Here is a 26,524-nt window from a genome sequence, read left to right as displayed (position 1 = left end):
CCCCCGGCCCCTGCGCCACCCCGCTGCAATCGGGCTCCGCCTTGCGCGACTCGGAGCCTTCCGCGCACTGCCGGTCCCGGGCCGTCGACCACATCGACACCCAGGCGATGCCCTTCTCCTCGGCGAACGCGCGGACCTCGGCGGCGTCCGCGAGGGTGAACGTCTCGCCCGCGACGTCGTTGACGCCGATCATCGAGGTGAGCGCCATGCCCTGCCAGGTGGCCGTGTCCGAGGTCCCGAAGACCTTCCTCAGCTGGGTGTGCGCGGCACTCGCGGCCGTGCGGGCGTAGCCGCCCATGTCACCGTCGTACGACGAGCCGTAGTTCATCGTCATGAGGTTCACGGTGGAGACCCGCACGCCGTTGTCGTTGGCGGAGGCGAGGAGCGCCAGCCCGTCCTTGCCGAGACCCGACGGCATCACCGGCAGGGTGAACGAGACCTCCAGGCCGGTCCGTTCCTTCTGCAATCGAGCGATCGCCTTCGAACGCAGGGCGATGGACGCGGAGTCGCCCAGGTCGTCGCCCTCGATGTCGAAGTCGGCCCGGGTGGCGCCGGCCGCGTCGAGGGCCTTGCCGTACGCCGCCGCCAGCTCCGGGACGCTGTCGCAGTTCGCCGCGAGTTCCGTGCCGGAGGCGCCGCCGAAGGAGACCCGGATCCGACCGCCGTCCCTGGTGAGCTTCGCGATACGGGACTTGACGGCCGTGTCGCCGATGGCCTGCCTGCCGTCCCAGCGGGGGGCGCAGTCGTCGCCGCCGGCCAGGACGAACGCCAGGTTGTACGCGGCGGGGGAGCCGGCGGAGTCGGTTCCGGCGGCCTCGGTGGCGCTGACGTACGGGGCGTACGAGGTGCCGGCCCCGGCGGCGGGCGGGGCACCGGCTCCGGCGGAGGACGAGGTGCTGGGACCGGCGGAGGGCGAGGTACCGGCCGCCACCGTGGGGGCCGCGCGGGCCGCGTCGCCCTGCCCGGAGCATGCGGCGGTGGCGAGGGCGAACAGGCAGCCCAGCCCGGCCGCCGCCGGTTTCCGGAAACTCCTCATGACGTGCGCTCCCGTTCTCGTGCGGTCTGGCGGTCGGACAGAAAGTACGTTTCCCGGCTGCGAACGTCTCACGAAGGCGGTGGCGCGCGGCGGGAGCCCCGGACCTTCCCGGGTGCCGCCGGAGCGCACATCGAGGGGCGGCAGGGAAGCAGCCGCGACTCCCGCCCGGAGGCCGTGCTGCAAGAATGGGCCCGTGACCCGCGCATCCCTGGACAAGCAGCCGCACGAAGTCGCCTCGATGTTCGACGACGTGGCGGAACGGTACGACCTGACCAACGACGTGCTGTCCCTCGGCCAGGACCGGCGATGGCGCAAGGAGGTCGCCAAGGCGGTCGACGCGCGCCCCGCGCAGAAGGTCCTCGACCTGGCGGCGGGCACGGGAACCTCCTCGCTGCCCTTCGCCCGGACCGGCGCCTACGTCGTTCCCTGCGACTTCTCCCAGGGCATGCTCCGGGTCGGCAAGCAGCGGCAGCCCTGGCTCCCCTACACCGCCGGGGACGCGACGCGGCTCCCCTTCAAGGACGACACCTTCGACGCCGTCACCATCTCCTTCGGGCTGCGCAACGTGCAGGACACGGACGCCGCGCTGCGGGAGCTGTACCGGGTGACCCGGCCCGGCGGGCGGGTCGTCATCTGCGAGTTCTCGCACCCCACCTGGGCGCCGTTCCGCACCGTCTACACCGAGTACCTGATGCGCGCCCTGCCGCCGGTGGCGCGGGCCGTGTCCTCCAACCCCGACGCCTACGTCTACCTCGCCGAGTCCATCCGTGCCTGGCCCGACCAGCCCGCACTGGCCGAGCGGCTGGGCAAGGCCGGCTGGTCGCGGGTGGCCTGGCGCGACCTGAGCGCCGGGATCGTCGCCCTGCACCGGGGCTTCAAGGCGAGCTGAGGACCAGGTGAGGACCGCCCGGCTCGTCCAGCTCGCGCCGGAGACCGCCCCGGGGCGGCCGGGGGATCCGCGGCAATCGGCGCTACCAAGAAGGCCCTGATCGAGATGGGCCGCGAGCACGGGCGGGACGTCCGCCTTGTGCGCCCAGCGCACACAACCATGGACTGCGCGTCGTGCGGAGCGAGAACCAAGCACGCACCTCCGCTGTCCGAACGCACCTACACCTGCACCACGTGCGGAGCCGTCTCCTCCAGAGACAAGAATTCCGCCCGCGTGATGCTCGTCCGGGCTGGTCTGACCCGGCTGGTGTCGAGGGCGTAAGACCTCCTGGAGCGCTGCTCCAGGAGGCGGCCTGAGCCAGGAGGAATCCCCTCCCTTCAGGGAGGGGAGCTTTCAAGGAGGCAGCCCTTCAGCCGGGGTGATGAATGCTGCTGCATAGACTGCCCATGTCCAGTGCCGGTCGGCACGCAAGATTTTAAGAACTTGGGGAGATCCCGCCGTGACCGTCGTGACCGAGCCCCTCTCCGAGAACACCGCCGATGTGATCGTCGTGGGCGCGGGGCCGGCCGGCTCCACCACCGCCTACCACCTCGCCAAGGCGGGCCTCGACGTCCTCCTGCTGGAGAAGACCGAGTTCCCGCGCGAGAAGGTCTGCGGCGACGGCCTCACCCCACGCGCCGTCAAGCAGCTGGTGGCGATGGGCATCGACATCTCGGAGGAGGCCGGCTGGCTGCGCAACAAGGGCCTGCGCATCATCGGCGGCGGGGTGCGGCTCCAGCTGGACTGGCCGGATCTCGCCTCCTTCCCCGACTACGGACTGGTCCGCAAGCGCGACGACTTCGACGAGCAGCTCGCCCGGAACGCCCAGAAAGCCGGTGCGCGGCTCTTCGAGCGGTGCAACGTGGGCGCGCCGATCCTGGACGAGCGCACGGGCCGTATCACCGGTGTGCACGCCAAGCTCGGTGAGGAGAAGCGCGAGGTCACCTTCCGGGCGCCGCTCGTCGTGGCCGCCGACGGCAACTCCACCCGGCTGTCCCTGGCGATGGGCCTGCACCGCCGCGAGGACCGCCCGATGGGCGTGGCGGTGCGCACGTACTTCACCAGCCCGCGCCACGAGGACGACTACCTGGAGTCCTGGCTGGAGCTGTGGGACCGCCGTGGCGCCGAGGACCGCCTCCTGCCGGGCTACGGCTGGATCTTCGGCATGGGCGACGGCACGTCGAACGTCGGCCTGGGCGTGCTCAACACCTCCGACTCCTTCAAGGAGCTGGACTGGCGCGAGGTGCTGAAGGCCTGGTGCGCGTCCATGCCGGAGGACTGGGGCTACACCCCGGACAACATGACCGGCCCGATCCGCGGCGCCGCCCTGCCGATGGCCTTCAACCGCCAGCCGCACTACACCAAGGGCCTGCTGCTCGTCGGTGACGCCGGCGGCCTGGTGAACCCCTTCAACGGCGAGGGCATCGCCTACGCCATGGAGTCCGGCCAGATCGCCGCCGACGTCATCGTCCAGGCCCATGCCCGGCCGACCCCCACGAGCCGCGAACTGGCCCTCCAGCGCTACCCGCGCGTCCTGAAGGACACCTACGGCGGCTACTACACGCTCGGCCGTGCCTTCGTGAAGCTCATCGGCAACCCGAAGGTCATGCAGATCGCTGCCCAGCGCGGTCTCACGCACCCGATGCTGATGAAGTTCACGCTGAAGCTCCTCGCGAACCTCACCGACCCGACGGGCGGCGACGCGATGGACCGCATCATCAACGGCCTGAGCAGGGTGGCACCGAAGGCCTGAGCGGGCGACCGGCCCGGGGCGGGCCTGCCTCGGGCGAATCGCCGACCGGGGCGGCCGTGGCTGCCGGCGAATTGCCGGCCCGGGGCGGCCGGTGGCCCGACCGGGGAGCCGGTTGGAGCCGGTCCGGGTTGCCGCTTGGCGGAGCCGGTCCGGGTCGCCGCTCTGCGGAGTCGGCGGGCAGATCAGGCCTCCGGCGCCGCGATGGCGGCAACCTGGCGTGCGTACACCGACGCCCGTTGGTGATGGCGGCGGCCCGGCGCGCGTACACCGACGCCCGTCGGTGATGGCGGCAACCCGGCGCGTACACCGACGCCCGCCGGTCCGCCGTCTGCCGCAGCGCGTCCTTGCGCTCCCGCGCCGAGAGCCGGTCCGGACAGCGCTGCCCGACGCAGTGGCCGGCCACGTCCCGGCACGGCGGAGCGGCCACGCGGGACGGCCGGGTCAACACCCTGCCAGGCCGGGATAATTCGGGCGTGAGTTGCCGGGGTGACGGGAGCGCAGGGGTGGGCCGCGGTGCCGGACGGCCCCCAGGAGGGCCCTGAGGGCCCCTGGAGCGGCTCGGAGGCGGGCCGGCGGGCGACGGGGGCCGAAGGCCCCGGACAGGCCGGGAGGGCCGTTGCCTCAGAGCGGCAGCGACCCTCCAGCCCGAATGTGCGGATGTGTTCGGACGGCGTGTGACGTCAGAGGACGCGCACCGCGCCCGACGCCGGGTAGCCCGACAGGTCCTGGATGACGACGCCCTTGGACGAGTTGGCCGCGTCCAGGTACTGGCCGTTCCCGATGTAGACACCCACGTGGTACGCGGAGCCCTTGCCGCCCCAGTACAGGATGTCGCCGACCTGGACGCTGGACAGCGGGACATCCGTGCCGGCCATCGACTGGTCCTGCGAGACACGCGGCAGGTCCACACCGACCTGCTTGTACGCGGCCTGCACGAGGGAGGAGCAGTCCCAGGCGTTGGGGCCGGTGGCGCCCATGACGTAGGCGTCGCCCACCTGGGCCTTGAGGAAGGCGATGACCGTCGCGACGCTGCCGCTCGCGGGCGCCGACACCGACGTGGAGGCGGAGGCGGACGCGGACAGGGTGGCGCGCTCGGTGCTGCGGTTGGCGCGCTCGGCGGCGGCCTTGCGGGCGGCCTCGGCGGCCTTCTTCTTGACCTCCGCCTTCTTCTTCGCCTCAGCGAGGTCCTTCTTGGCCTCGGTGGCGGCCTTGGCGGCGGCGGCGTCACGCTCGGCGCGCAGTTCGTAGTTCGCGGCGGCCTGCTGGGTGGCGGCCGCGGACTGGGCGACCTGAGCGGACAGGTCGGCCGTCAGGGTGGGCAGTTCGATGGTCTGCGTCACCGGCTCGGCGGCGCTCGCCGAGGCCGACGCACCAGCCGCTGCCAAGCTGAGAACGCCACCGGCAACTCCGGCACGCACGGCGATCGAGGAGGTCGCGCTGCGGCGGGGTTTCCGGTGGCTGCGTATGTGAGCGGTGTGGGACATGGGAACAACCGGTACCAGGGGCTCCTTCATATCTTCAAGAAACGTGTGCTGCGCCACACTTGTTCAATCGGGCCCTCAAAACCCCCGAACTGGGCCCTCCATTGACGCCGTAACGGACATTGCGGGCGCACCGTGACCGGCCTGTGATCACGGTGTTTGATCAATACGCCCGAATTGCCCCGCGCCTACCACCGGTTGCGTTGAATGGCCAAGCCCCGTTCTCATGGATCTCTCATCCATGTGACGGGGATCACGGAACGGTTGGCCCGAAGGTCGCGTCCCGGTGTGGAGATCACGGCCGGATCACGGGCTCGCGAAGATCGTGAACGCGTGCACGCGTCCACACCTCACCCCCCGCGCCCTCTGATGTGTGAACGCGCCTCTATCAAGAGATCAACTCCATCACCAATTTGCATGCACAAGAACCCTCTTGGTATTGAGACGACCCCTTCGACCTGCGCTGACAAGCCAAAATGTCACCTCTCGTGATCACGTGGACGCTTCGCGTGTGAAGATCACCGCTCATCCGACTTCATGATCGATCGTCAGGTGGTGGAGATCACAAAGCTTGTGCAATACCCCGTGTCGCAGATCACAGAGGGTCGGGCATAAGATGCACGCGGTTGGGCTTGTGACCTGCTTCACATGTTCCCGATCTTCGCCGGGGCGGGCGAGGTTCGAGGGACGGGTGGGGCCGGCGGGAGCCCGGCGCGAACCTCTCCCTGGGTTTCGGCTTCGCTCGACCAGGGGGGACGCCCATGCAGTCAGTGCCGACTGAGAGGAGCGAGGAGCGGTGAACGCTTATGCGCCCATCCTCGTACTGGGAGCCCTCGGGGCAGGCTTTGCGATCTTCTCCGTGGTCATGGCCACGTTGATCGGGCCTAAGCGGTACAACCGCGCCAAGCTCGAGGCCTACGAGTGCGGTATCGAGCCGACCCCCACGCCGGCCGGCGGCGGGCGCTTCCCGATCAAGTACTACCTGACGGCGATGCTCTTCATCATTTTCGATATCGAGATCGTCTTCCTCTACCCCTGGGCCGTCACGTTCGACGCCCTGGGGATCTTCGGGCTCGTGGAGATGCTGCTCTTCGTGCTCACCGTCTTCGTCGCGTACGCGTACGTATGGCGGCGCGGCGGCCTGGAATGGGACTGAGGGGCCACACGTCATGGGACTCGAAGAAAAGCTGCCGAGCGGCTTCCTGCTGACCACCGTCGAGCAGGCCGCGGGCTGGGTGCGCAAGTCGTCCGTCTTCCCCGCCACCTTCGGCCTCGCCTGCTGTGCCATCGAGATGATGACCACCGGCGCCGGCCGCTACGACCTGGCGCGCTTCGGCATGGAGGTCTTCCGGGGCTCGCCGCGCCAGGCGGACCTGATGATCGTCGCCGGCCGGGTGAGCCAGAAGATGGCGCCGGTGCTGCGGCAGGTCTACGACCAGATGCCGAACCCCAAGTGGGTGATCTCCATGGGGGTCTGCGCCTCCTCGGGCGGCATGTTCAACAACTACGCCATCGTCCAGGGCGTCGACCACATCGTGCCGGTCGACATCTATCTCCCCGGCTGCCCGCCCCGGCCGGAGATGCTGCTGGACGCGATTCTCAAGCTCCACGAGAAGATCCAGTCCTCCAAGCTCGGCGTGAACGCCGAGGAAGCGGCCCGCGAGGCGGAGGAGGCGGCGCTCAAGGCCCTGCCCACGATCGAGATGAAGGGGCTGCTGCGGTGAGCGACGCGAACGGCAACGGTGTCAACCCCGAGAAGGACCTGTCGGCCTCCAACCTCCCCGGCCAGCGCGGCCAGGGCGGCGAGGAGATCCGCGTCCAGCGCGGCATGTTCGGCGCGAACAGCGGCGGCGACACCTCCGGCTACGGCGGCCTGGTCCGCTCGGTCCGGCTCCCGGGACCGGCGGCCCGCCCCTACGGCGGCTGGTTCGACGAGGTGGCCGACGAACTCGAAGGGGCCCTGGAGGAGCAGGGCCTGCTCCCGGACAACGCCATCGAGAAGACGGTCGTCGACCGCGACGAGCTGACCTTCCACATCGAGCGCGAGCACCTCGTCCTCGTCGCCCGCACGCTGCGCGACGACCCGGCCCTGCGCTTCGAGCTGTGCACCGGCGTCAGCGGCGTGCACTACCCGAACGACAAGGGTCGCGAGCTGCACGCCGTCTACCACCTGCGCTCGATCACCCACAACCGGGTGATCCGCCTGGAGGTCAGCGCCCCCGACAGCGACCCGCACATCCCGTCGCTGTTCGAGGTCTACCCGACGAACGACTGGCACGAGCGCGAGACGTACGACTTCTTCGGAATCGTCTTCGACGGCCACCCGGCCCTGACGCGGATCATGATGCCGGACGACTGGCAGGGCTTTCCGCAGCGCAAGGACTACTCCCTCGGCGGCATTCCCGTCGAGTACAAGGGCGCCCAGATCCCGGCTCCGGACCAGCGGAGGTCGTACTCATGAGCACTTCCCACGCCTCCCCTCGCGAGACCACCGAGGGCACCGTCTACACCGTCACCGGCGGCGACTGGGACGAGGTCGTCGAGTCGGCCGCCCGCACCGACGACGAGCGCATCGTCGTCAACATGGGCCCGCAGCACCCGTCCACCCACGGTGTACTCCGCCTGATCCTGGAGATCGACGGCGAGACCGTCACCGAGGCGCGCTGCGGAATCGGTTATCTGCACACCGGCATCGAGAAGAACCTCGAGTACCGGACGTGGACGCAGGGCACCACGTTCGTGACGCGCATGGACTACCTGACGTCGTTCTTCAACGAGACGGCGTACTGCCTCGGCGTCGAGAAGCTCCTCGGCATCGAGGACCAGATCCCGGACCGCGCTTCGATCATCCGCGTGCTCCTGATGGAGCTGAACCGGCTCTCCTCGCACCTGGTGTGCATCGCCACCGGCGGCATGGAGCTCGGCGCCACCACGGTCATGATCTACGGATTCCGTGATCGTGAACTCATTCTCGATATCTACGAGCTGATCACCGGCCTGCGGATGAACCACGCGTACATCCGCCCCGGCGGACTCGCCCAGGACCTGCCGCCCGGCGCGGTGGACCAGATCCGCGAGTTCGTGAAGAAGATGAACAAGAACCTCCCGGAGTACGACAAGCTCGCCACCGGGAACCCCATCTTCAAGGCCCGTATGCAGGACGTCGGCTACCTCGACCTGGCCGGCTGCATGGCCCTCGGCGCGACGGGCCCGATCCTGCGCTCCACCGGCCTGCCGCACGACCTGCGCAAGGCCCAGCCGTACTGCGGCTACGAGAACTACGACTTCGAGATCCCGACCGCCGACACCTGCGACTCCTACGGCCGCTTCCTGATCCGGCTGGAGGAGATGCGCCAGTCCCTCAGGATCGTCGAGCAGTGCCTGGACCGGCTCCAGCCCGGCCCGGTCATGGTCGCCGACAAGAAGATCGCCTGGCCCGCACAGCTCGCCCTGGGCCCCGACGGCCTCGGCAACTCCCTCGACCACATCAAGAAGATCATGGGCACCTCCATGGAGGCCCTGATCCACCACTTCAAACTGGTCACCGAGGGCTTCCGCGTCCCGCCGGGACAGACGTACGCGGCAGTCGAGTCGCCCAAGGGCGAACTCGGGGTGCATGTCGTCTCCGACGGCGGCACCCGCCCCTACCGGGTCCACTTCCGCGACCCGTCCTTCACCAACCTGCAGGCCATGGCGGCGATGTGCGAGGGCGGCCAGGTCGCCGACGTCATCGTCGCCGTAGCGTCCATCGACCCCGTGATGGGAGGCGTCGACCGGTGACCACCTCTTCTTCCGAGCGGGGCGTCAGCCTGGGCATGCCCGAACTGCCCGCACCCGCCTACCCGGACGACGTCCGGGCCCGTCTGGAGACCGACGCGCGCGAGATCATCGCCCGCTACCCGGACTCCCGGTCCGCCCTCCTGCCGCTGCTGCACCTCGTGCAGGCGGAGGAAGGGCATGTGACCCGCACCGGCATGCGGTTCTGCGCGGACGTGCTCGGCCTGACCACGGCCGAGGTCACCGCGGTGGCCACCTTCTACACCATGTACCGCCGCCGGCCGAGCGGTGACTACCAGGTGGGGGTGTGCACCAACACCCTGTGCGCAGTGATGGGCGGGGACGCGATCTTCGAGGAGCTCCAGGAGCACCTCGGGGTCGGCAACGGCGAGACCACCGGCGACGGCAAGGTCACCCTGGAGCACATCGAGTGCAACGCGGCCTGCGACTTCGCGCCGGTCGTGATGGTCAACTGGGAGTTCTTCGACAACCAGACCCCGGCCAGCGCCAAGAGCCTCGTCGACGACCTGCGCGCGGGACGGCCGGTGACGCCCACCCGCGGGGCGCGCATGTGCACCTTCAAGGAGACCGCCCGGGTCCTGGCCGGCTTCCCCGACGAGCGGGACGGGGCCGTGGAGTCCGGGGGAAGCGCGGGACCCGCCTCCCTGGTCGGCCTGAAACTCGCCAAGGGGGAGGTCTCCGCCGCGCGCGTGGTGCACCCGCGCGGTGAGGCGGCCCGGACGGGGGCACCGCACGACCCGTCACCGACGGAGCACTTGAGCTCGCACGACGCGCCACAGGACACGTCGGCCTCCGACCCGGCCCACCCGGCCGGGCCCACCGCCGAGGAGGGGGAGTGATGACCTTGGCACCCGAGCTGAAAGACATGAGCCCCGAGAAGCTGCTCGCACCGGTGCTGTCGGCCTTCTGGGACGAGGACAGGTCCTGGACGCTGGACGTGTACCGGCGGCACGACGGGTACGAAGGGCTGCGCAAGGCGCTCGCCATGACGCCGGACGACCTGATCGCGTACGTCAAGGACTCCGGTCTGCGCGGGCGCGGCGGCGCCGGATTCCCCACCGGGATGAAGTGGCAGTTCATCCCCCAGGGGGACGGCAAGCCGCACTATCTTGTTGTCAACGCCGACGAGTCGGAGCCCGGGACGTGCAAGGACATCCCGCTCCTCTTCGCGAACCCGCACAGCCTCATCGAGGGCATGATCATCGCGTGCTACGCCATCAGGTCGTCGCACGCCTTCATCTACCTGCGTGGTGAAGTCGTCCCCGTGCTGCGGCGGTTGCACTCGGCCGTGCGCGAGGCGTACGAGGCCGGCTTCCTCGGCGAGAACATCCTGGACAGCGGGCTCGACCTCGACATCACCGTGCACGCGGGCGCGGGCGCGTACATCTGCGGTGAGGAGACCGCACTGCTGGACTCGCTCGAAGGCCGCCGGGGCCAGCCGCGGCTTCGTCCCCCCTTCCCTGCCGTCGCGGGCCTCTATGCGTGCCCGACTGTGGTGAACAACGTCGAATCGATCGCGTCGGTTCCCGCGATCCTGCAGCGGGGCAAGGAATGGTTCCGGTCGATGGGGAGTGAGAAGTCGCCCGGCTTCACGCTCTACTCCCTCAGCGGCCATGTCGCCAGCCCCGGCCAGTACGAGGCGCCGCTCGGGATCACGCTCCGCCAGCTCCTCGACATGAGCGGCGGCATGCGCCCCGGGCACCGCCTCAAGTTCTGGACGCCGGGCGGCTCCTCGACCCCGATGTTCACCGACGAGCACCTCGACGTCCCTCTTGACTACGAAGGAGTGGGCGCCGCGGGTTCCATGCTCGGCACCAAAGCTCTCCAGTGCTTCGACGAGACGACCTGCGTGGTCCGTGCCGTCACCCGCTGGACCGAGTTCTACGCCCACGAGTCCTGCGGCAAGTGCACGCCCTGCCGCGAAGGGACCTACTGGCTCGTGCAGTTGCTGCGCGACATCGAGGCCGGCAAGGGACAGATGTCCGACCTCGACAAGCTGAACGACATCGCCGACAACATCAACGGCAAGTCCTTCTGCGCCCTCGGCGACGGTGCCGCCTCGCCGATCTTCTCCTCGCTGAAGTACTTCCGCGAGGAGTACGAGCAGCACATCACGGGCCGGGGCTGTCCCTTCGACCCGGCCAAGTCGACGGCTTGGGCCGACCGCACGGAGGTGAACGCATGACCGTGACCACCAGCTCTCCCTCAGGCGGGGGAGAGGCGGCGGTCCCGCCGGAGGACCTCGTGTCGCTGACGATCGACGGCGCCGAGATCAGCGTGCCCAAGGGCACCCTGGTCATCCGGGCCGCCGAACAGCTCGGCATCGAGATCCCCCGGTTCTGCGACCACCCCCTCCTCGACCCGGCCGGTGCCTGCCGCCAGTGCATCGTCGAGGTCGAGGGCCAGCGCAAGCCGATGGCGTCCTGCACCATCACCTGCACCGACGGCATGGTGGTCAAGACCCACCTCACCTCCCCGGTCGCCGAGAAGGCCCAGAAGGGTGTGATGGAGCTCCTGCTCATCAACCACCCGCTGGACTGCCCGGTCTGCGACAAGGGCGGCGAGTGCCCGCTGCAGAACCAGGCCATGTCGCACGGCGACGCTGACTCCCGCTTCGAGGGCCGCAAGCGGACCTACGAGAAGCCCGTCCCGATCTCCACGCAGGTGCTGCTCGACCGCGAGCGGTGCGTGCTGTGCGCCCGCTGCACCCGGTTCTCCAACCAGGTCGCGGGCGACCCGATGATCGAGCTGGTCGAGCGGGGCGCGCTCCAGCAGGTCGGTACCGGAGAGGGCGACCCGTTCGAGTCGTACTTCTCCGGCAACACCATCCAGATCTGCCCCGTGGGAGCGCTGACCTCGGCGGCGTACCGATTCCGCTCCCGCCCCTTCGACCTGGTCTCCTCCCCGTCGGTGTGCGAGCACTGCTCCGGCGGCTGCGCCACCCGCACCGACCACCGGCGCGGCAAGGTCATGCGGCGGCTCGCGGCGAACGACCCCGAGGTCAACGAGGAGTGGATCTGCGACAAGGGGCGGTTCGGGTTCCGGTACGCGCAGCAGCGCGACCGGCTTCAGACGCCGCTGGTGCGCAACGCCGAGGGCGAGCTGGAGCCCGCCTCCTGGCCCGAGGCGCTGCAGATCGCGGCCCAGGGGCTGCTGGCCTCCCGGGGCCGCACCGGCGTCCTGACCGGCGGCCGCCTCACCGTCGAGGACGCCTACGCGTACAGCAAGTTCGCGCGCGTGGCCCTCGACACCAACGACATCGACTTCCGAGCGCGGGTGCACAGCGGCGAGGAGGCCGACTTCCTCGCCGCCCGGATCGCCGGGCGCGGCCGGGACCTCGACGGCACGGGCGTCACGTACACCGCGCTGGAGAAGGCACCGGCCGTCCTGCTGGTCGGTTTCGAGGCGGAGGAGGAGGCGCCCGGCGTCTTCCTGCGGCTGCGCAAGGCCTGGCGTGGGCACGGGCAGAAGGTCTACTCCCTGGCCACGCACGCCACGCGCGGTCTGGAGAAGGCCGGGGGCACGCTGCTGCCGGCGGCTCCCGGCACGGAGACCGAGTGGCTGGACGCGCTCGCGAACGGGGCCGGCCTGGAGGACGACGGTGCGCTCGCCGCCGAGGCGCTGCGCACCGAGGGCGCGGTGATCGTCGTCGGCGAGCGGCTGGCCGCCGTGGCCGGCGGGCTCACCGCCGCCGCACGCACCGCCTCCGCGACCGGTGCCGGGCTGGTGTGGATCCCGCGCCGGGCCGGGGAACGCGGTGCGATCGAGGCGGGCGCGCTGCCGTCGCTGCTGCCGGGCGGGCGCCCGGCCACCGACCCCCGCGCGCGTGACGAGGTCGCCGCCCTCTGGGGCGTCGCCGGACTCCCGCACCGCTACGGCCGCGACACCGGCCAGATGGTGGAGGCCGCGGCGACCGGAGAGCTCCAGGCCCTGCTGGTGGCGGGCATCGAGATCGCCGACCTGCCCGACCCGGCACGCGCGCGTGCGGCGCTGGACGAGGTGGGCTTCCTCGTCTCGCTGGAGCTGCGGCCGAGCGAGATCAGCCGCAAGGCCGATGTCGTCCTGCCCGTGGCCGCGGTCGCCGAGAAGGCCGGCACCTTCCTCAACTGGGAAGGCCGCATCCGTTTCTTCGAGTCCGCGCTCAAGCCCGACCAGATGACCCGCCGCCCGGCACCCACCGACGCGCGGGTGCTGCAGATGCTGGCCGACGCCATGGACGTCCACCTTGGACTGCCCGATCTGCGCACCGTGCGCGGCGAGATCGACCGGCTCGGCGCCTGGGGCGGCCCGCGGGCCGGCGAACCCCTGGAGACCGCCGCCGCGCTGCCGCGGCCCGCCGCCGGGGAAGCCGTACTCGCGGGGCACCGGCTGCTGCTCGACCAGGGCCTCCTCCAGCAGGGCGACGAGGCACTCGCCGGCACGCGGCACGCGGCACGCGCGCGTGTGTCGGCCCCGACGGCCGCCGAGGCGGGCGTCAAGGACGGCGATCTGCTCGCGGTGACCGGTCCGCAGGGAGTCGTGGAACTCCCGCTCCAGATCACCGACATGCCCGACCGGGTGGTGTGGCTGCCGCTCAACTCCACCGGCGGCGGCGGCGTCGCCTCCGACACCGGCGCGCGGCCCGGCTCCCTCGTCCGCATCGGTCCGGCGACGCTCGCCGGCGAGGCCCCCAAGGAGGTGGAGGGATGAGCCCGTACCTCGCCGCTGAAGACCTCTCGATGTTCGGCACCGACCCCTGGTGGCTGGTCGTCATCAAGGCGGTGTTCTGCTTCGCCTTCCTGATGGTGACCGTGCTGGTCTCCATCGTCATGGAGCGCAAGGTCGTCGCCTGGATGCAGCTGCGCATCGGCCCCAACCGGCACGGCCCGTGGGGCATGCTCCAGTCGCTCGCCGACGGCATCAAGCTGATGCTGAAGGAGGACGTGATCGTCAAGCGCGCGGACAAGGTGGTGTACGTCCTCGCGCCGGTCATCGCGGCGATCCCGGCCTTCATGGCGATCGCGGTGATCCCCTTCGGCCCGGCCGGCAACGAGATCTCGATCTTCGGCCAGCGCACCACGATGCAGCTCACCGACCTGCCGGTCGCGATGCTCTACATCCTGGCCATCGGCTCCCTCGGGGTGTACGGCTTCGTCCTGGGCGGCTGGTCATCGGGCTCGACGTACCCCCTGCTCGGCGGTATCCGCTCGTGCGCGCAGATCATCTCGTACGAGATCGCCATGGGCGCCGCCATCGCCTCGGTCTTCCTCTACTCCGGCTCGATGTCGACCTCGGCGATCGTCGGAGCTCAGGAGGACCGCTGGTTCGCCCTGCTGCTCCCGGTCTCGTTCCTGATCTACATGGTGACGATGATCGGTGAGTCCAGCCGGGCCCCGTTCGACATGCCGGAGTCCGAAGGCGACCTGGTCGGCGGTTTCAACACCGAGTACAGCTCCATCAAGTTCGCGATGTTCATGCTCTCCGAGTACATCCACATGGTCACCGTGTCGATGATCGCGGTGACGCTGTTCCTCGGCGGCTGGCGGGCTCCGTGGCCGATCAGCACCTTCTGGGAGGGCGCGAACCACGGCTGGTGGCCGATGCTCTGGTTCGTCGTCAAGCTCCAGGTGCTGATCTTCTTCTTCATCTGGCTCCGTGGCACTCTCCCGCGGGTCCGCTACGACCAGCTCATGAAGCTCGGCTGGAAGGTCCTCATCCCGGTAGCGCTGGTGTGGCTGATGCTCGTCGCGACCGTCCGGGCCTTCCGGAACGAGGGTTACGCCTTCGGTGACATCGCCCTCTATGTCGGCGGCGGCGTACTCGCCCTGCTGCTGCTCTCCTTCGTCGTCGACATGTTCCGCGAGAAGGCGAAGGAGGCCGAGGAGCCCGCCGAGGCCCCGGCCGCCTTCGACCCGATGGCGGGCGGGTTCCCCGTGCCGCCCCTGCCGGGACAGGAACTCCCACCCGTCCCGCGACGCCCCTCGCGCCGTGAGCGGGAGCTGATTGTCAGTGGTGGACCCGATACTCAGAGTGACGGATCTCTGGGCGGAACTACGGATGGAAAGGAGGCGTCCGATGACTGAGGAACCCAAGGACACCAAGCCCGGTTTCCAGAACCCCGTGGCCGGCTTCGGCGTGACCTTCAAGGCCATGTTCAAGAAGCGTCTGACCGAGCAGTACCCGGAGCAGCAGAAGACCACGGCTCCGCGCTTCCACGGACGGCACCAGCTCAACCGCCATCCGGACGGCTTGGAGAAGTGCGTCGGCTGTGAACTGTGCGCCTGGGCCTGCCCCGCCGACGCGATCTACGTGGAGGGCGCGGACAACACCGACGAGGAGCGCTACTCGCCGGGCGAGCGGTACGGCCGCGTCTACCAGATCAACTACGCCCGCTGCATCCTGTGCGGCCTGTGCATCGAGGCCTGCCCCACCCGCGCGCTCACGATGACCAACGAGTTCGAGCTGGCCGACTCCAGCCGGGCCAACCTCATCTACACCAAGGAGCAGCTGCTCGCCGGTCTCGAGGAGGGCATGGTCGACTCGCCCCACGCCATCTACCCCGGGACGGACGAGCAGGACTACTACCGGGGCCTGGTGACGGAAGCGGCGCCCGGCACCGAGCAGCAGGTCGCCCACTCCAAGGGCGAGGTCGTGCAGGAGGCCGACTCGACCTTCGGCGAGACCGAACCGGCGTCGGGGAAGGCGGTCGGCCGATGACCACCCAGCTCGCCGCCTACTCCACCTCCACCCCGGAGGCCGTCCAGTTCTGGATCCTCGGCACCGTCGCGGTGATCGGCGCCCTGTGCACCATCCTCATGAAGAGGGCCGTGCACAGCGCGCTCTGCCTCGCCGGCACCATGATCATCCTGGCGGTGTTCTACCTCGCCAACGGCGCCTACTTCCTGGGCGTCGTCCAGATCGTCGTCTACACCGGCGCGATCATGATGCTGTTCCTGTTCGTGGTGATGCTCGTCGGCGTCACCGCGGCGGACTCCCTGAAGGAGACCATCAAGGGCCAGCGCTGGCTGGCCCTGCTGTGCGGACTCGGCTTCGGCATCCTGCTGGTCGCCGGGATCGGCAACGCGTCGCTGACGGAGTTCAACGGCATCGGCCAGGCGAACGCCGGGGGCAACGTGGAGGGCCTCGCCGCCCTCCTGTTCACCAGGTACGTCTTCGCGTTCGAGATCACCGGCGCCCTGCTCATCACGGCGGCGGTCGGCGCCATGGTGCTCACCCACCGCGAGCGCACCGAGCGGGCCAAGACGCAGCGGCAGCTCGCCGAGGAGCGGGTGCGCGCAGGCAAGCAGCTGCCGCCGCTGCCGGCGCCCGGGGTGTACGCCCGGCACAACGCGGTCGACATCGCGGGCCTGCTGCCCGACGGCACCACCTCCGACCTCACCGTCAGCAAGACCCTCCGCGAGCGCGGCCAGATCCGCGACGTGTCACAGGAGGCGCTCAACGACCTCAAGGCCTTGGAACAGCGGTCCGAGGAGCGGCTGGAGCGCAGGGCGGTCGGGCCGGCGAAGTTCCAGCGGTCCGAGGAGGCGTCGAAGTGAACCCCGTCAACTACCTCTATCTCGCGGCCCTGTTGTTCACGATCGGCGCCACCGGCGTGCTCATCAGGCGCAACGCGATCGTCGTGTTCATGTGCATCGAGCTCATGCTCAACGCCTGCAACCTCGCGTTCGTCGCCTTCTCCCGGATGCACGGCAACCTCGACGGCCAGGTCATCGCCTTCTTCACGATGGTCGTCGCCGCCGCCGAGGTCGTGGTCGGGCTCGCGATCATCGTGTCCCTGTTCCGTGCCCGCCACTCGGCCTCGGTCGACGACGCCAGCCTGATGAAGCTGTAAGGGGTCGGAAGAATCGTGGAGAACCTCATTGCGCTGCTGGTGGCGGCGCCCTTGCTCGGAGCGGCGCTCCTGCTGTGCGGCGGGCGGCGGCTGGACGCCGTCGGCCACTGGCTCGGCACCCTGCTCTCGGCCGTCTCCTTCGTGCTCGGCCTGGTGCTGTTCACCGACATGCTGGGCCGGGACGCCGAGAACCGCGTCCTGAGCCAGCACCTGTTCAGCTGGATCCCGGTCGAGGGCTTCCAGGCGGACGTCGCCTTCCAGCTCGACCAGCTGTCCATGACGTTCGTGCTGCTGATCACGGGCGTCGGATCGCTGATCCACCTGTACTCCGTCGGGTACATGGAGCACGACGAGCGGCGCCGCCGCTTCTTCGGCTATCTGAACCTGTTCCTCGCGGCGATGCTGATCCTCGTCCTCGCCGACAACTACCTGCTGCTGTACGTCGGCTGGGAAGGCGTCGGTCTCGCCTCCTACCTGCTGATCGGCTTCTGGCAGCACAAGCCCAGCGCCGCCACGGCAGCGAAGAAGGCCTTCCTGGTCAACCGCGTGGGCGACATGGGCCTGTCCATCGCGATCATGCTGATGTTCCTGTGGTTCGGCACCTTCGCCTTCGGGCCGGTGCTCGGCGGCCACGGGGAGGCCGGTCTCGCCGGTGCCGCCGGTGAGGACAAGCTGACCGCGATCGCGCTGATGCTGCTCCTCGCCGCCTGCGGCAAGTCCGCCCAGGTGCCGCTGCAGTCCTGGCTCGGGGACGCGATGGAGGGCCCGACCCCGGTCTCGGCCCTCATCCACGCCGCGACGATGGTGACGGCGGGCGTCTACCTGATCGTCCGCTCCGCGGCCGTCTTCAACGGCGCCCCCGACGCTCAGCTGGTCGTCACCATCGTCGGCGCGGTCACGCTCCTGTTCGGTGCGATCGTCGGTTGCGCGAAGGACGACATCAAGAAGGCGCTGGCCGGCTCGACCATGTCGCAGATCGGCTACATGATCCTCGCCGCCGGCCTCGGCCCCATCGGCTACGTCTTCGCGATCATGCACCTGGTGACGCACGGCTTCTTCAAGGCCGGGCTGTTCCTCGGCGCCGGCTCGGTCATGCACGGCATGAACGACGAGGTCGACATGCGCCGCTACGGCGGACTGCGGAAGTACATGCCCGTCACCTTCGTCACCTTCGGCCTCGGCTACCTGGCCATCATCGGCTTCCCGGGCCTGTCCGGGTTCTTCTCCAAGGACAAGATCATCGAGGCGGCGTTCGCCAAGGGCGGGACCGAGGGCTGGATCCTCGGCGCATGCGCCCTGCTCGGCGCGGCCATCACCGCGTTCTACATGACGCGCGTGATGCTGATGACGTTCTTCGGCGAGGAGCGCTGGCGCAACGCCCCGACGCCGTCCCCGGCCGAGCCAAGCGCGGAGCCCGCCGCCGAGACGCGCGGCGAGTACACCCCGCCGCATCCGCACGAGTCGCCCAAGGTCATGACGATCCCGATGATCGTGCTGGCCGTCGGGTCGGTCGCCGGCGGTGCGTTCTTCAGCATCGGCGACCGGTTCATGCACTGGCTGGAGCCGATCACCGGGCACAGCCACGGCAACCCGCCGATCAGCGCGGGCGTGGTCACCGGCGCGACCGTGGCGTGCATGGTCATCGGTGTGGCCATCGCCTGGGCCCAGTACGGCCGCCGTCCGGTCCCGGCTGTCGCCCCGCGCGGGTCGCTGCTCACCCGGGCCGCCCGGCGCGACCTGCTCCAGGACGACTTCAACCACGTCGTCCTGGTCCGCGGCGGCGAGCACCTCACGCGGTCCCTGGTCTACGTCGACCACACCCTGGTCGACGGCGTCGTCAACGGCACGGCGGCCTCGGTCGGCGGCCTCTCCGGGCGGATGCGCAAGCTGCAGAACGGCTTCGCCCGCTCCTACGCGGTCTCGATGTTCGGGGGTGCGGCGGTCATCGTCGCCGTGACCCTGCTGATGAGGGCGGTCTGATACCGATGTCCTTTCCTCTGCTGACAGTGACAGCGGCGCTCCCGGCCGTCGGGGCGATCGCAACGGCCGCCGTACCGGCCGCCAGGCGCACCGCGGCCAAGTGGCTGGCGCTGCTCTTCTCGCTCGCCACGCTCGTCCTGGCGATCGTCGTCCTGGTCCGCTTCGACCCGGGCGGCGACCGCTACCAGCTCACCGAGTCGCACGCCTGGATCGCGGACTTCGGCGTCCGCTACGAGCTGGGTGTGGACGGCATCGGGGTGGCGCTGGTCGCGCTGACCGCCCTGCTGATCCCGTTCATCATCCTCGCGGGCTGGCACGACGCCGACCCCCTGGAGACCGGCAGCAGCCGCTGGCGGCCGACGCAGGGCTTCTTCGCCCTGATCCTCGCCGTCGAGGCGATGGTGATCCTCTCGTTCGAGGCCACCGACGTCTTCCTCTTCTACATCTTCTTCGAAGCCATGCTGATCCCGATGTACTTCCTCATCGGCGGCTTCGGGGACCGTGCCCACGAGCACGGCGAGAAGGCGGCGGCGACGCAACGTTCGTACGCCGCGGTGAAGTTCCTCCTCTACAACCTGGCCGGCGGTCTGATCATGCTGGCGGCGGTGATCGGCCTGTACGTGGTCGCCGGGAACTTCTCGCTGCAGGAGATCGCCGAGGCCCGCGCCAACGGCACGCTCGACATGGCGACCGGCACCGAACGCTGGCTGTTCCTCGGCTTCTTCTTCGCCTTCGCGGTGAAGGCGCCGCTGTGGCCGCTGCACACCTGGCTGCCCAACGCCATGCAGGAGTCCACCGCACCGGTCGCCGTGCTCATCACGGCGGTCGTCGACAAGGTGGGCACCTTCGCGATGCTCCGCTTCTGCCTCCAGCTGTTCCCGGAGGCCAGCAAGTGGGCCACGCCCGCCATCCTCGTCCTGGCCCTGATCAGCATCATCTACGGGGCGCTGCTCGCGGTCGGCCAGCGGGACATCAAGCGGCTGATCGCCTACGCGTCGATCTCCCACTTCGGCTTCATCATCATGGGCATCTTCGCGATGACCAGCCAGGGCCAGTCCGGGGCCACGCTCTACATGATCAACCACGGCATCTCGACGGCCGCGCTGATGCTGGTGGCGGGCTTCCTGATCTCCCGGCGCGGCTCGCGGCTCATCGCCGACTACGGCGGAGTGCAGAAGGTCGCCCCGGTGCTCGCCGGCACGTTCCTCATCGGCAGCCTCGCGACCCTGTCCCTGCCGGGGCTGGCGCCGTTCGTCAGTGAGTTCCTGGTCCTGGTCGGCACGTTCACGCGCTACCCGGTGATCGGCATCATCGCCACCTTCGGCATCGTCCTCGCCGCGCTCTACACCCTCGTCCTCTACCAGCGGACGATGACGGGCCCGGTGAAACCGGAGGTCTCCGCGATGCCGGACCTCCGGGTCCGTGAGCTCGTGGTCGTCGCCCCGCTGGTCGCCCTGCTGATCTTCCTGGGTGTCTACCCGAAGCCCGTCACACAGATCATCGACCCGGCGGTCAAACAGACCATGTCCGACGTCCAGAAGAAGGACCCCCAGCCCGAGGTGGAGGCGGCCAAGTGAGCGCAACAGCCGTCCACAGCCTGTGGACAACCGCGGCCGACCCGATCACCAAGATCGACGCGCCGAAGATCGAGTACGGACAGTTGTCGCCGACCCTGATCGTCGTCGGTGCGGCGATCATCGGGATCCTGATCGAGGCGTTCGTTCCGCGAAAGTCGCGCTACTACGCCCAGATGTTCGTGTCCGTCGTCGCTCTCGTCGCCGCCTTCGCCGCGGTCGTGGCGCTCGCGGCCGGCGGGTACGGCACGACCAAGGCGCACATCGCGGCGATGGGCGCGATCGCCGTCGACGGGCCTGCCCTGTTCCTGCAGGGCACCATCCTGCTGTCGGCGCTGGTGGGTCTGTTCACCTTCGCCGAGCGACGCCTGGACCCCGAGGCGCACGGCAACCGCGTCGACTCCTTCGCCGCGCAGGCCGCGTCCGTGCCGGGCAGTGAGAGCGAGAAGGCCGCGGTCAAGGCCGGGTTCACCACCACCGAGGTGTTCCCGCTGCTGCTGTTCGCGGTCGCCGGCATGCTGGTCTTCCCGGCGGCCAACGACCTGCTGACGCTGTTCGTGGCGCTGGAGGTCCTCTCCCTCCCGCTGTACCTGCTGTGCGCGCTGGCCCGCCGCAAGCGGCTCATGTCGCAGGAGGCGGCGGTCAAGTACTTCCTGCTCGGCGCCTTCGCCTCCGCGTTCACCCTGTTCGGCATCGCGCTGCTCTACGGCTACGCGGGCTCGATGTCGTACGCGACGATCGCGCAGGTCGTCGACGGCACCGTGCAGGACGTCAACCCGGCGCTCGCCGACACCATGGGCAACGACGCGCTGCTGCTGATCGGCGCCGCGCTGCTGGTGATGGGGTTGCTGTTCAAGGTGGGCGCGGTGCCGTTCCACATGTGGACGCCGGACGTGTACCAGGGCGCGCCGACGCCCGTGACCGGCTTCATGGCGGCGGCGACGAAGGTGGCGGCGTTCGGCGCGCTGCTGCGGCTGCTGTACGTCGTACTGCCGGGCCTGCGCTGGGACTGGCAGCCGGTCATGTGGGCCGTGGCCATCGTCACCATGCTGGGCGGTGCGATCGTCGCGATCACGCAGACCGACATCAAGCGGCTGCTGGCGTACTCGTCGATCGCCCACGCCGGGTTCATCCTGGCGGGTGTCATCGCGACCACGCCCGACGGCGTCTCGTCAGTGCTGTTCTACCTGGCGGCGTACTCGTTCGTCACGATCGGCGCCTTCGCGGTGGTGACCCTGGTCCGCGACGCGGGCGGTGAGGCGACCCACCTGTCCAAGTGGGCGGGGCTCGGGCGCAGGTCCCCGCTGGTGGCGGCGGTGTTCGCGGTGTTCCTGCTGGCCTTCGCGGGCATCCCGCTGACGTCCGGCTTCGCCGGCAAGTTCGCCGTGTTCAAGGCGGCGGCGGAGGGCGGGGCCGCCCCGCTCGTCGTGATCGGTGTGATCTCGTCGGCGATCGCGGCGTTCTTCTACATCCGCGTCATCGTGCTGATGTTCTTCAGCGAGCCGCGGCCGGAGGGCCCGACGGTGGCCGTGCCGTCGCCCCTGACGATGACGGCGATCGGCGTGGGTGTGGCGGTCACGCTGGTGCTCGGTGTGGCGCCGCAGTACTTCCTGGATCTGGCGGGGCAGGCGGGGGTGTTCGTTCGCTGACGCCACTCAGGGGTCCTTACACGAAGGCCGCGGCCCGGTACCCCCGTCAGGGGTTCCGGGCCGCGGCTCGTCCAGGCCTACTGCGTCCTGTCCCGGCGCGCCCGGATCTGAGTGAGGTCCAGGTCCGCCGGGAACGGAACGTCCACCTTCATCCGCTCGCGGAAGATGTTGATGCCGGTGTAGGCGCCCGTGGTCGGCTCCAGCTCGAAGACATGCACCGCAGCGCGCCCGTTCTCGTTCTCGACCCGCCAGTAGTGCGGAATCCTGGCCCGCGCGTACTTCAGGGGCTTGGTCTCGCGGTCGCGGGAGACGGAGTCCTCGGAGACGACCTCGATGACCAGGAGGACAGCGCCCGCGGGAAACCGGGTCTGATCAGGGTCTTCCACTACGTCCCCGCGCACCACGACAACATCCGGCTCGGGACGGTTCTGGCGGTCGAGGTCGATGGTGAACTCGCGGAACACCTCGAGATCGGCGGGCGCCAGAGACTGCAGCTGCCACTTGAAAAAGTCGATGGCACGCTCGTGAAAGATGGTCTGCGGACTCACGAAGACGAGGCTCCCGTCGATCAGCTCCGTGTGCGGAGGGAGATTCGGGAGGCGGTCCAGATCGTCGGCGGTCCAGCCGCCTTCCGGCGGGGTCGGCCAGGTGACCTTGGACGCCTTCGGTGCGACGCTCATCAGTGCTCCCATGGGACGGAGTCTCGCGGGCGCATTCAGACTATCCGCCGGAATCGGGGAGGCCTTCCGCGAACGTGTGAACGGCGATCGTGTCCTTGACGCAGCTGTACGGGGCGGACCTGTGGATAACTCCGGGGCTGTCGGTGTGGGCGCCTATGGTGGACGCAGTGGTCGAAGCGCGACGCACGGGGGACGCAACGATGGGCGCTACTGGCGGGACAGGTGTGATGACGGAACTGGACGCGGTGACCGGAGCCGGGGCGACCGGGGCCGGGATCGGCGCGGGCGGCGGCTCCGCCGGGCTCCTCGGCGCCGACGCGAGCGAGGCGCTGGCCGCGCTGACCCGGGTCTTCGGCTACGACGCCTTCCGCGGTGAGCAGGAAGCCGTCATCGACCATGTCGTGGCGGGCGGCGACGCCGTCGTGCTCATGCCGACCGGCGGTGGCAAGTCGCTGTGCTACCAGATCCCGTCCCTGGTCAGGCCAGGTACGGGGGTAGTCGTCTCCCCGCTCATCGCCCTGATGCAGGACCAGGTGGACGCGCTGCGAGCGCTGGGCGTGCGGGCCGGCTTCATGAACTCCACGCAGGACTTCGACGAGCGCCGGATGGTGGAGGCCGAGTTCCTCGCCGGCGAGCTGGACCTGCTGTATCTGGCGCCGGAGCGGCTGCGGCTGGAGAGCTCGCTCGATCTGCTCTCCCGCGGGAAGATCTCCCTCTTCGCGATCGACGAGGCGCACTGCGTCTCCCAATGGGGCCACGACTTCCGGCCCGACTACCTGGCGCTGTCCCTGCTCGGCGAGCGCTGGCCGGACGTGCCGCGGATCGCGCTGACGGCGACGGCCACCCACGCGACGCACCAGGAGATCACCGAGCGGCTGAACATGCCGACGGCCCGCCACTTCGTAGCGAGCTTCGACCGGCCCAACATCCAGTACCGGATCGTGCCCAAGGCCGACCCGAAGAAGCAGCTGCTGAGCTTCCTGCGCGAGGAGCACGCGGGCGACGCGGGCATCGTCTACTGCCTGTCGCGCAACTCGGTCGAGAAGACCGCGGAGTTCCTCAGCCGCAACGGCGTCGAGGCGGTGCCGTACCACGCGGGGCTTGATGCGGGGACGCGCGCGGCCCACCAGTCCCGCTTCCTGCGGGAGGACGGCCTGGTCGTGGTGGCGACCATCGCCTTCGGCATGGGCATCGACAAGCCGGACGTCCGTTTCGTCGCCCACCTCGACCTTCCCAAGTCGGTCGAGGGCTACTACCAGGAGACGGGCCGGGCCGGCCGCGACGGGCTGCCGTCGACGGCCTGGATGGCCTATGGGCTGAACGACGTCATCCAGCAGCGCAAGCTGATCCAGTCCGGCGAGGGTGACGAGGCGTTCCGGCGCCGGGCCCAGGCCCACCTGGACTCGATGCTGGCGCTGTGCGAGACGGCCCAGTGCCGCCGGGGCCAGCTCCTCGCCTACTTCGGCCAGGACCCGGACGCGCCCCGCTGCGGCAACTGCGACACGTGCCTGAGCCCGCCGGAGACCTGGGACGGCACCGTCGCGGCGCAGAAGGCGCTGTCCACGGTGGTCCGGCTGCAGCGGGAGCGCGGGCAGAAGTTCGGCGCGGTGCAGATCGTCGACATCCTGCTGGGGAAGCGGACCGCCAAGGTCATCCAGTTCGACCACGACCAGCTGTCCGTGTTCGGCATCGGCGAGGAGCTCACCGAGGGCGAATGGCGGGGAGTCATACGCCAGTTGCTCGCGCAGGGCCTGCTCGCGGTGGAGGGCGAGTACGGCACGTTGGTGCTGACCGAGGCCAGCGGGGCGGTGCTGCGGCGGGAGCGGGACGTGCCGCTGCGCAAGGAGCCGAAGAAGCCGGTGACCTCCCGGCCGGGGTCCTCGTCCGCCGGCTCCGGGCGGGGCGAGCGAAAGGGCAAGGCGGTTGCCGCAGAGCTGCCCGAGGCACTGCTGCCGGCCTTCGAGGCGCTGCGCGCCTGGCGTGCCGAGCAGGCTCGTGAGCAGGGCGTCCCGGCGTATGTGATCTTCCACGACGCCACACTGCGGGAGATCGCCACGCTGTGGCCGACGTCGGTGGGGGAGCTCGGCGGGATCAGCGGGGTCGGCGAGAAGAAGCTCACCACGTACGGGGAGGGTGTGCTGGCGGTGCTCGCGTCGCTGGGCGCACCGGCAGACGCGGCTCCGGGAGCGGACGTGGCTCCGGGAGCGGGCGTGGCTCCGGGAGCGGGCGCGGCTCCGGCCAAGACCCCTGCTCACATCCCTGGTCAGGACGCGGGCGAGCCGGACTACTGGCCGGAGATGGACGCGGAGCCGGAGCCCGACGACTGGATATAAGGGCCGGGCTCCGGCCAGGTCACCGGGACCGGGGAGCCGGACCGGTCACAACGCCCGTCCCGCATACGCCCTGACATCCGCGTGGAGTCCGTCGTCGCCGTGGCGAGAGCCGCCCGGGCCTCCTCGGTGGCGCGGTGCCGGGTCAGTGCCCGCGAGCAGTTCCGCCACCGGCCGCCGGGGCGGCGATCCCACGGGGAGCCACCACCTGCCGGCCAACCCACCCGAGAGAGCCCCCGACTGCCGGGCCGGCGCGCCCCCCGGGAGCCCGCGAGACTCATCGGCCGCGCGGGCCGGCCCGGCTACGACAGCGCCGTCAGGCCCGGGGCGAACGCGATCAGCAGGGGCAGCAGCGGTACGAGCGCCGCCGTCGTGGTGGTCAGGGCCCGGTGCCGGCGGCCCAGCCGGGGCGGCGGCTCCAGGAGCCGGTCGACCCGCTCGCCCAGCAGGCGGTGGCTGGAGGCGCAGGACAGCACGCCGCGGTGCTGGTTGAGCTCGATCAGGGCCAGGGCCGTGGTCAGGTGGCCGCAGCGGCGGGAGGCCGTGTCGTCGGCGGCCAGTTCGACCAGGCGGTGGGTCTGGTCGCAGAAGTGGGCGAACAGCGGGATGCGGGGGAAGCCGGTGGCCAGTGCCGTGGACAGGTGCAGCAGCCAGTCGTGGCGGGCTCGGGCGTGGCCCCGCTCGTGGGTGAGGACGGCGTCGATCTGGTGGCCGGTGAGGCGGTGCAGGGCGCCCGTGGTGACGATCAGCTGGGGCGGGCTGCCGGGCATCCACCAGGCGTCCGGGTACTCGTCCTCCAGGACCAGCAGCGGTCCCCGCGCCGCGGGCAGGCCGGCCGGCAGGTCGGGGGCGCGCTCGCGCAGATGGGCGCGGGCCTGGGCGCGGCGGCGGCGTGCCTCGACGAGCTCCCGCGCGAGCATCGCCGTCGTCCAGGCGGCACCGCAGGCCAGCAGCAGGGTGAGGGCGGCGGCCCATGGCGGGGCGGTGGACAGGTCGTACGCCGCGGTCACCGCGGGGGGTGCCGGGGCGAAGAGCTGGGCGCGGACGGTGCCGAAGACGGCCGCGGCGCCCAGGGAGAGTGCCGTCACGCAGCACAGCAGGACGGTGGCCACCAGGCACTGCCAGACCCACAGCGCGACCACCGGTTCCCGCTCGGGCCACGCCGCCCGGGTCAGCGCTCGGGGAACGGGGACGGCGGCCGTCACGGCGACGACGCTCAGCAGGAGCAGGCAGACGGTCATGGCCACGGGCTCCGGTTCCTCGTCGGAAGAGGGGCGGCTACGGGTCGTGCGGGGGAGGGCGGTCGCCGTGCGCACCGGTGACCACGCCGGACGTGGCGTCCGTGCGGGCACACCGCCCTGCGCCCAGTATGACGGGCCGGACGGTGTGCGTCAGGGGCTGGACGACAACGGACACCAGACGGAAGGGGTGACCGCCGGACGCCCGGAGAGCCGGCTCCCGGCCGGTCCGCGTCAGCCCTGGAC

Annotated in this window: 22 protein-coding genes and 1 pseudogene; 19 read left to right on the top strand and 4 right to left on the bottom strand. The window is 70.2% G+C overall.

Annotated features, from left to right (window positions below; all coding sequences use genetic code 11):
- On the bottom strand, nt 1–1,036 hold a 1,036-nt coding region (locus C1J00_RS12645; RefSeq protein WP_102909141.1), incomplete at its 3' end, for a chitinase.
- A gap of 193 nt (nt 1,037–1,229) precedes the next feature.
- On the opposite strand from C1J00_RS12645, the gene C1J00_RS12640 reads away from it, so the two are divergent.
- From C1J00_RS12640 to C1J00_RS12625, 3 genes and pseudogenes are all read left to right on the top strand, one after another.
- Nucleotides 1,230–1,925 carry a demethylmenaquinone methyltransferase gene (locus C1J00_RS12640; protein WP_102909140.1) on the top strand — a complete coding sequence of 232 codons (696 nt, stop codon included), beginning with the start codon at nt 1,230–1,232 and terminating at the stop codon, nt 1,923–1,925.
- A gap of 69 nt (nt 1,926–1,994) precedes the next feature.
- Nucleotides 1,995–2,281, top strand: a pseudogene (locus C1J00_RS12630) (zinc ribbon domain-containing protein); the annotation flags it as partial.
- A 143-nt stretch (nt 2,282–2,424) separates the two neighbouring features.
- Nucleotides 2,425–3,717 carry a geranylgeranyl reductase family protein gene (locus C1J00_RS12625; protein WP_102909139.1) on the top strand — a complete coding sequence of 431 codons (1,293 nt, stop codon included), beginning with the start codon at nt 2,425–2,427 and terminating at the stop codon, nt 3,715–3,717.
- A gap of 680 nt (nt 3,718–4,397) precedes the next feature.
- On the opposite strand, the gene C1J00_RS12620 is transcribed toward C1J00_RS12625, so the two are convergent.
- Nucleotides 4,398–5,231, bottom strand: coding sequence for a C40 family peptidase (locus tag C1J00_RS12620; RefSeq protein WP_102909138.1), 834 nt, complete (start codon nt 5,229–5,231; stop codon nt 4,398–4,400).
- Between the two features lie 763 nt (nt 5,232–5,994).
- On the opposite strand from C1J00_RS12620, the gene C1J00_RS12615 reads away from it, so the two are divergent.
- The 14 genes from C1J00_RS12615 to nuoN are packed head-to-tail and all read left to right on the top strand — an operon-like array spanning nt 5,995 to nt 22,030.
- A complete protein-coding gene (locus tag C1J00_RS12615; RefSeq protein WP_003974383.1) occupies nt 5,995–6,354 on the top strand; it encodes an NADH-quinone oxidoreductase subunit A in 360 nt (119 codons plus the stop codon).
- A gap of 13 nt (nt 6,355–6,367) precedes the next feature.
- Nucleotides 6,368–6,922 (top strand): NuoB/complex I 20 kDa subunit family protein, encoded by a 555-nt coding sequence (locus tag C1J00_RS12610; RefSeq protein ID WP_102909137.1) that lies wholly within the window; start codon nt 6,368–6,370, stop codon nt 6,920–6,922.
- Nucleotides 6,919–7,659, top strand: a complete 741-nt coding sequence (locus tag C1J00_RS12605; protein WP_102909136.1) for an NADH-quinone oxidoreductase subunit C — start codon at nt 6,919–6,921, stop codon at nt 7,657–7,659. Before C1J00_RS12610 ends, C1J00_RS12605 begins: the two co-directional genes overlap by 4 nt.
- A complete protein-coding gene (locus C1J00_RS12600) occupies nt 7,656–8,978 on the top strand; it encodes an NADH-quinone oxidoreductase subunit D (RefSeq protein ID WP_102909135.1) in 1,323 nt (440 codons plus the stop codon). Before C1J00_RS12605 ends, C1J00_RS12600 begins: the two co-directional genes overlap by 4 nt.
- Nucleotides 8,975–9,835 (top strand): NADH-quinone oxidoreductase subunit NuoE, encoded by an 861-nt coding sequence (gene nuoE / locus C1J00_RS12595; protein WP_102909134.1) that lies wholly within the window; start codon nt 8,975–8,977, stop codon nt 9,833–9,835. The genes C1J00_RS12600 and nuoE overlap by 4 nt, the downstream gene beginning before the upstream one ends.
- Nucleotides 9,835–11,181, top strand: a complete 1,347-nt coding sequence (gene nuoF / locus C1J00_RS12590) for an NADH-quinone oxidoreductase subunit NuoF (protein WP_102909133.1) — start codon at nt 9,835–9,837, stop codon at nt 11,179–11,181. The genes nuoE and nuoF overlap by 1 nt, the downstream gene beginning before the upstream one ends.
- A complete protein-coding gene (locus C1J00_RS12585) occupies nt 11,178–13,685 on the top strand; it encodes an NADH-quinone oxidoreductase subunit G (protein WP_102909132.1) in 2,508 nt (835 codons plus the stop codon). The genes nuoF and C1J00_RS12585 overlap by 4 nt, the downstream gene beginning before the upstream one ends.
- On the top strand, nt 13,682–15,058 hold the full coding sequence (gene nuoH, locus C1J00_RS12580; protein ID WP_102909131.1) for an NADH-quinone oxidoreductase subunit NuoH: 1,377 nt from the start codon (nt 13,682–13,684) through the stop codon (nt 15,056–15,058). Before C1J00_RS12585 ends, nuoH begins: the two co-directional genes overlap by 4 nt.
- Entirely contained in the window at nt 15,051–15,692 is a 642-nt protein-coding gene (nuoI, locus tag C1J00_RS12575; RefSeq protein WP_102909130.1) for an NADH-quinone oxidoreductase subunit NuoI, read from the top strand. The genes nuoH and nuoI overlap by 8 nt, the downstream gene beginning before the upstream one ends.
- On the top strand, nt 15,689–16,531 hold the full coding sequence (locus tag C1J00_RS12570; protein ID WP_102909129.1) for an NADH-quinone oxidoreductase subunit J: 843 nt from the start codon (nt 15,689–15,691) through the stop codon (nt 16,529–16,531). Before nuoI ends, C1J00_RS12570 begins: the two co-directional genes overlap by 4 nt.
- Nucleotides 16,528–16,827: an NADH-quinone oxidoreductase subunit NuoK gene (nuoK, locus tag C1J00_RS12565; RefSeq protein ID WP_031141126.1), complete on the top strand. Its 300-nt coding sequence runs from the start codon at nt 16,528–16,530 to the stop codon at nt 16,825–16,827. The genes C1J00_RS12570 and nuoK overlap by 4 nt, the downstream gene beginning before the upstream one ends.
- A gap of 15 nt (nt 16,828–16,842) precedes the next feature.
- Nucleotides 16,843–18,807 (top strand): NADH-quinone oxidoreductase subunit L, encoded by a 1,965-nt coding sequence (gene nuoL / locus C1J00_RS12560; RefSeq protein WP_102909128.1) that lies wholly within the window; start codon nt 16,843–16,845, stop codon nt 18,805–18,807.
- Nucleotides 18,808–18,812: 5 nt separating this feature from the next.
- A complete protein-coding gene (locus C1J00_RS12555) occupies nt 18,813–20,384 on the top strand; it encodes an NADH-quinone oxidoreductase subunit M (RefSeq protein WP_102909127.1) in 1,572 nt (523 codons plus the stop codon).
- Nucleotides 20,381–22,030 carry an NADH-quinone oxidoreductase subunit NuoN gene (gene nuoN, locus C1J00_RS12550; protein WP_102909126.1) on the top strand — a complete coding sequence of 550 codons (1,650 nt, stop codon included), beginning with the start codon at nt 20,381–20,383 and terminating at the stop codon, nt 22,028–22,030. The genes C1J00_RS12555 and nuoN overlap by 4 nt, the downstream gene beginning before the upstream one ends.
- A 77-nt stretch (nt 22,031–22,107) precedes the next feature.
- Here nuoN and C1J00_RS12545 read toward each other — a convergent pair whose 3' ends face one another.
- Nucleotides 22,108–22,710 carry a Uma2 family endonuclease gene (locus C1J00_RS12545; RefSeq protein ID WP_102909125.1) on the bottom strand — a complete coding sequence of 201 codons (603 nt, stop codon included), beginning with the start codon at nt 22,708–22,710 and terminating at the stop codon, nt 22,108–22,110.
- Between the two features lie 227 nt (nt 22,711–22,937).
- Between C1J00_RS12545 and recQ the strand changes: the two genes are divergently transcribed.
- Nucleotides 22,938–25,043 (top strand): DNA helicase RecQ, encoded by a 2,106-nt coding sequence (gene recQ, locus C1J00_RS12540; RefSeq protein WP_439333396.1) that lies wholly within the window; start codon nt 22,938–22,940, stop codon nt 25,041–25,043.
- Nucleotides 25,044–25,342: 299 nt separating this feature from the next.
- On the opposite strand, the gene C1J00_RS12535 is transcribed toward recQ, so the two are convergent.
- Nucleotides 25,343–26,281 carry a M56 family metallopeptidase gene (locus C1J00_RS12535; RefSeq protein ID WP_062931577.1) on the bottom strand — a complete coding sequence of 313 codons (939 nt, stop codon included), beginning with the start codon at nt 26,279–26,281 and terminating at the stop codon, nt 25,343–25,345.
- Between C1J00_RS12535 and C1J00_RS45880 the strand changes: the two genes are divergently transcribed.
- Nucleotides 26,280–26,524, top strand: a 245-nt coding sequence (locus C1J00_RS45880; RefSeq protein WP_219728345.1) for a hypothetical protein, incomplete at its 3' end; no start/stop codon positions are given. The genes C1J00_RS12535 and C1J00_RS45880 overlap by 2 nt on opposite strands.

This window comes from Streptomyces cahuitamycinicus (assembly GCF_002891435.1).
Lineage (GTDB): Bacteria > Actinomycetota > Actinomycetes > Streptomycetales > Streptomycetaceae > Streptomyces > Streptomyces cahuitamycinicus.
The sequence above is the reverse complement of the archived record's forward strand: the minus strand, read 5'-3'. Positions and strand labels throughout refer to the sequence as shown.

Excerpts from the sequence above, each read along its gene's own strand:
- C1J00_RS12585 (WP_102909132.1), top strand. The coding sequence starts at position 11,178 with ATGACCGTGACCACCAGCTCTCCCTCAGGCGGGGGAGAGGCGGCGGTC.
- C1J00_RS12620 (WP_102909138.1), bottom strand. The coding sequence starts at position 5,231 with ATGAAGGAGCCCCTGGTACCGGTTGTTCCCATGTCCCACACCGCTCAC.
- C1J00_RS12545 (WP_102909125.1), bottom strand. The coding sequence starts at position 22,710 with ATGAGCGTCGCACCGAAGGCGTCCAAGGTCACCTGGCCGACCCCGCCG.
- C1J00_RS12555 (WP_102909127.1), top strand. The coding sequence starts at position 18,813 with ATGTCCTTTCCTCTGCTGACAGTGACAGCGGCGCTCCCGGCCGTCGGG.
- C1J00_RS12535 (WP_062931577.1), bottom strand. The coding sequence starts at position 26,281 with ATGACCGTCTGCCTGCTCCTGCTGAGCGTCGTCGCCGTGACGGCCGCC.
- nuoH (WP_102909131.1), top strand. The coding sequence starts at position 13,682 with ATGAGCCCGTACCTCGCCGCTGAAGACCTCTCGATGTTCGGCACCGAC.
- C1J00_RS12600 (WP_102909135.1), top strand. The coding sequence starts at position 7,656 with ATGAGCACTTCCCACGCCTCCCCTCGCGAGACCACCGAGGGCACCGTC.
- recQ (WP_439333396.1), top strand. The coding sequence starts at position 22,938 with ATGACGGAACTGGACGCGGTGACCGGAGCCGGGGCGACCGGGGCCGGG.
- C1J00_RS12570 (WP_102909129.1), top strand. The coding sequence starts at position 15,689 with ATGACCACCCAGCTCGCCGCCTACTCCACCTCCACCCCGGAGGCCGTC.
- nuoI (WP_102909130.1), top strand. The coding sequence starts at position 15,051 with ATGACTGAGGAACCCAAGGACACCAAGCCCGGTTTCCAGAACCCCGTG.
- C1J00_RS12610 (WP_102909137.1), top strand. The coding sequence starts at position 6,368 with ATGGGACTCGAAGAAAAGCTGCCGAGCGGCTTCCTGCTGACCACCGTC.
- nuoF (WP_102909133.1), top strand. The coding sequence starts at position 9,835 with ATGACCTTGGCACCCGAGCTGAAAGACATGAGCCCCGAGAAGCTGCTC.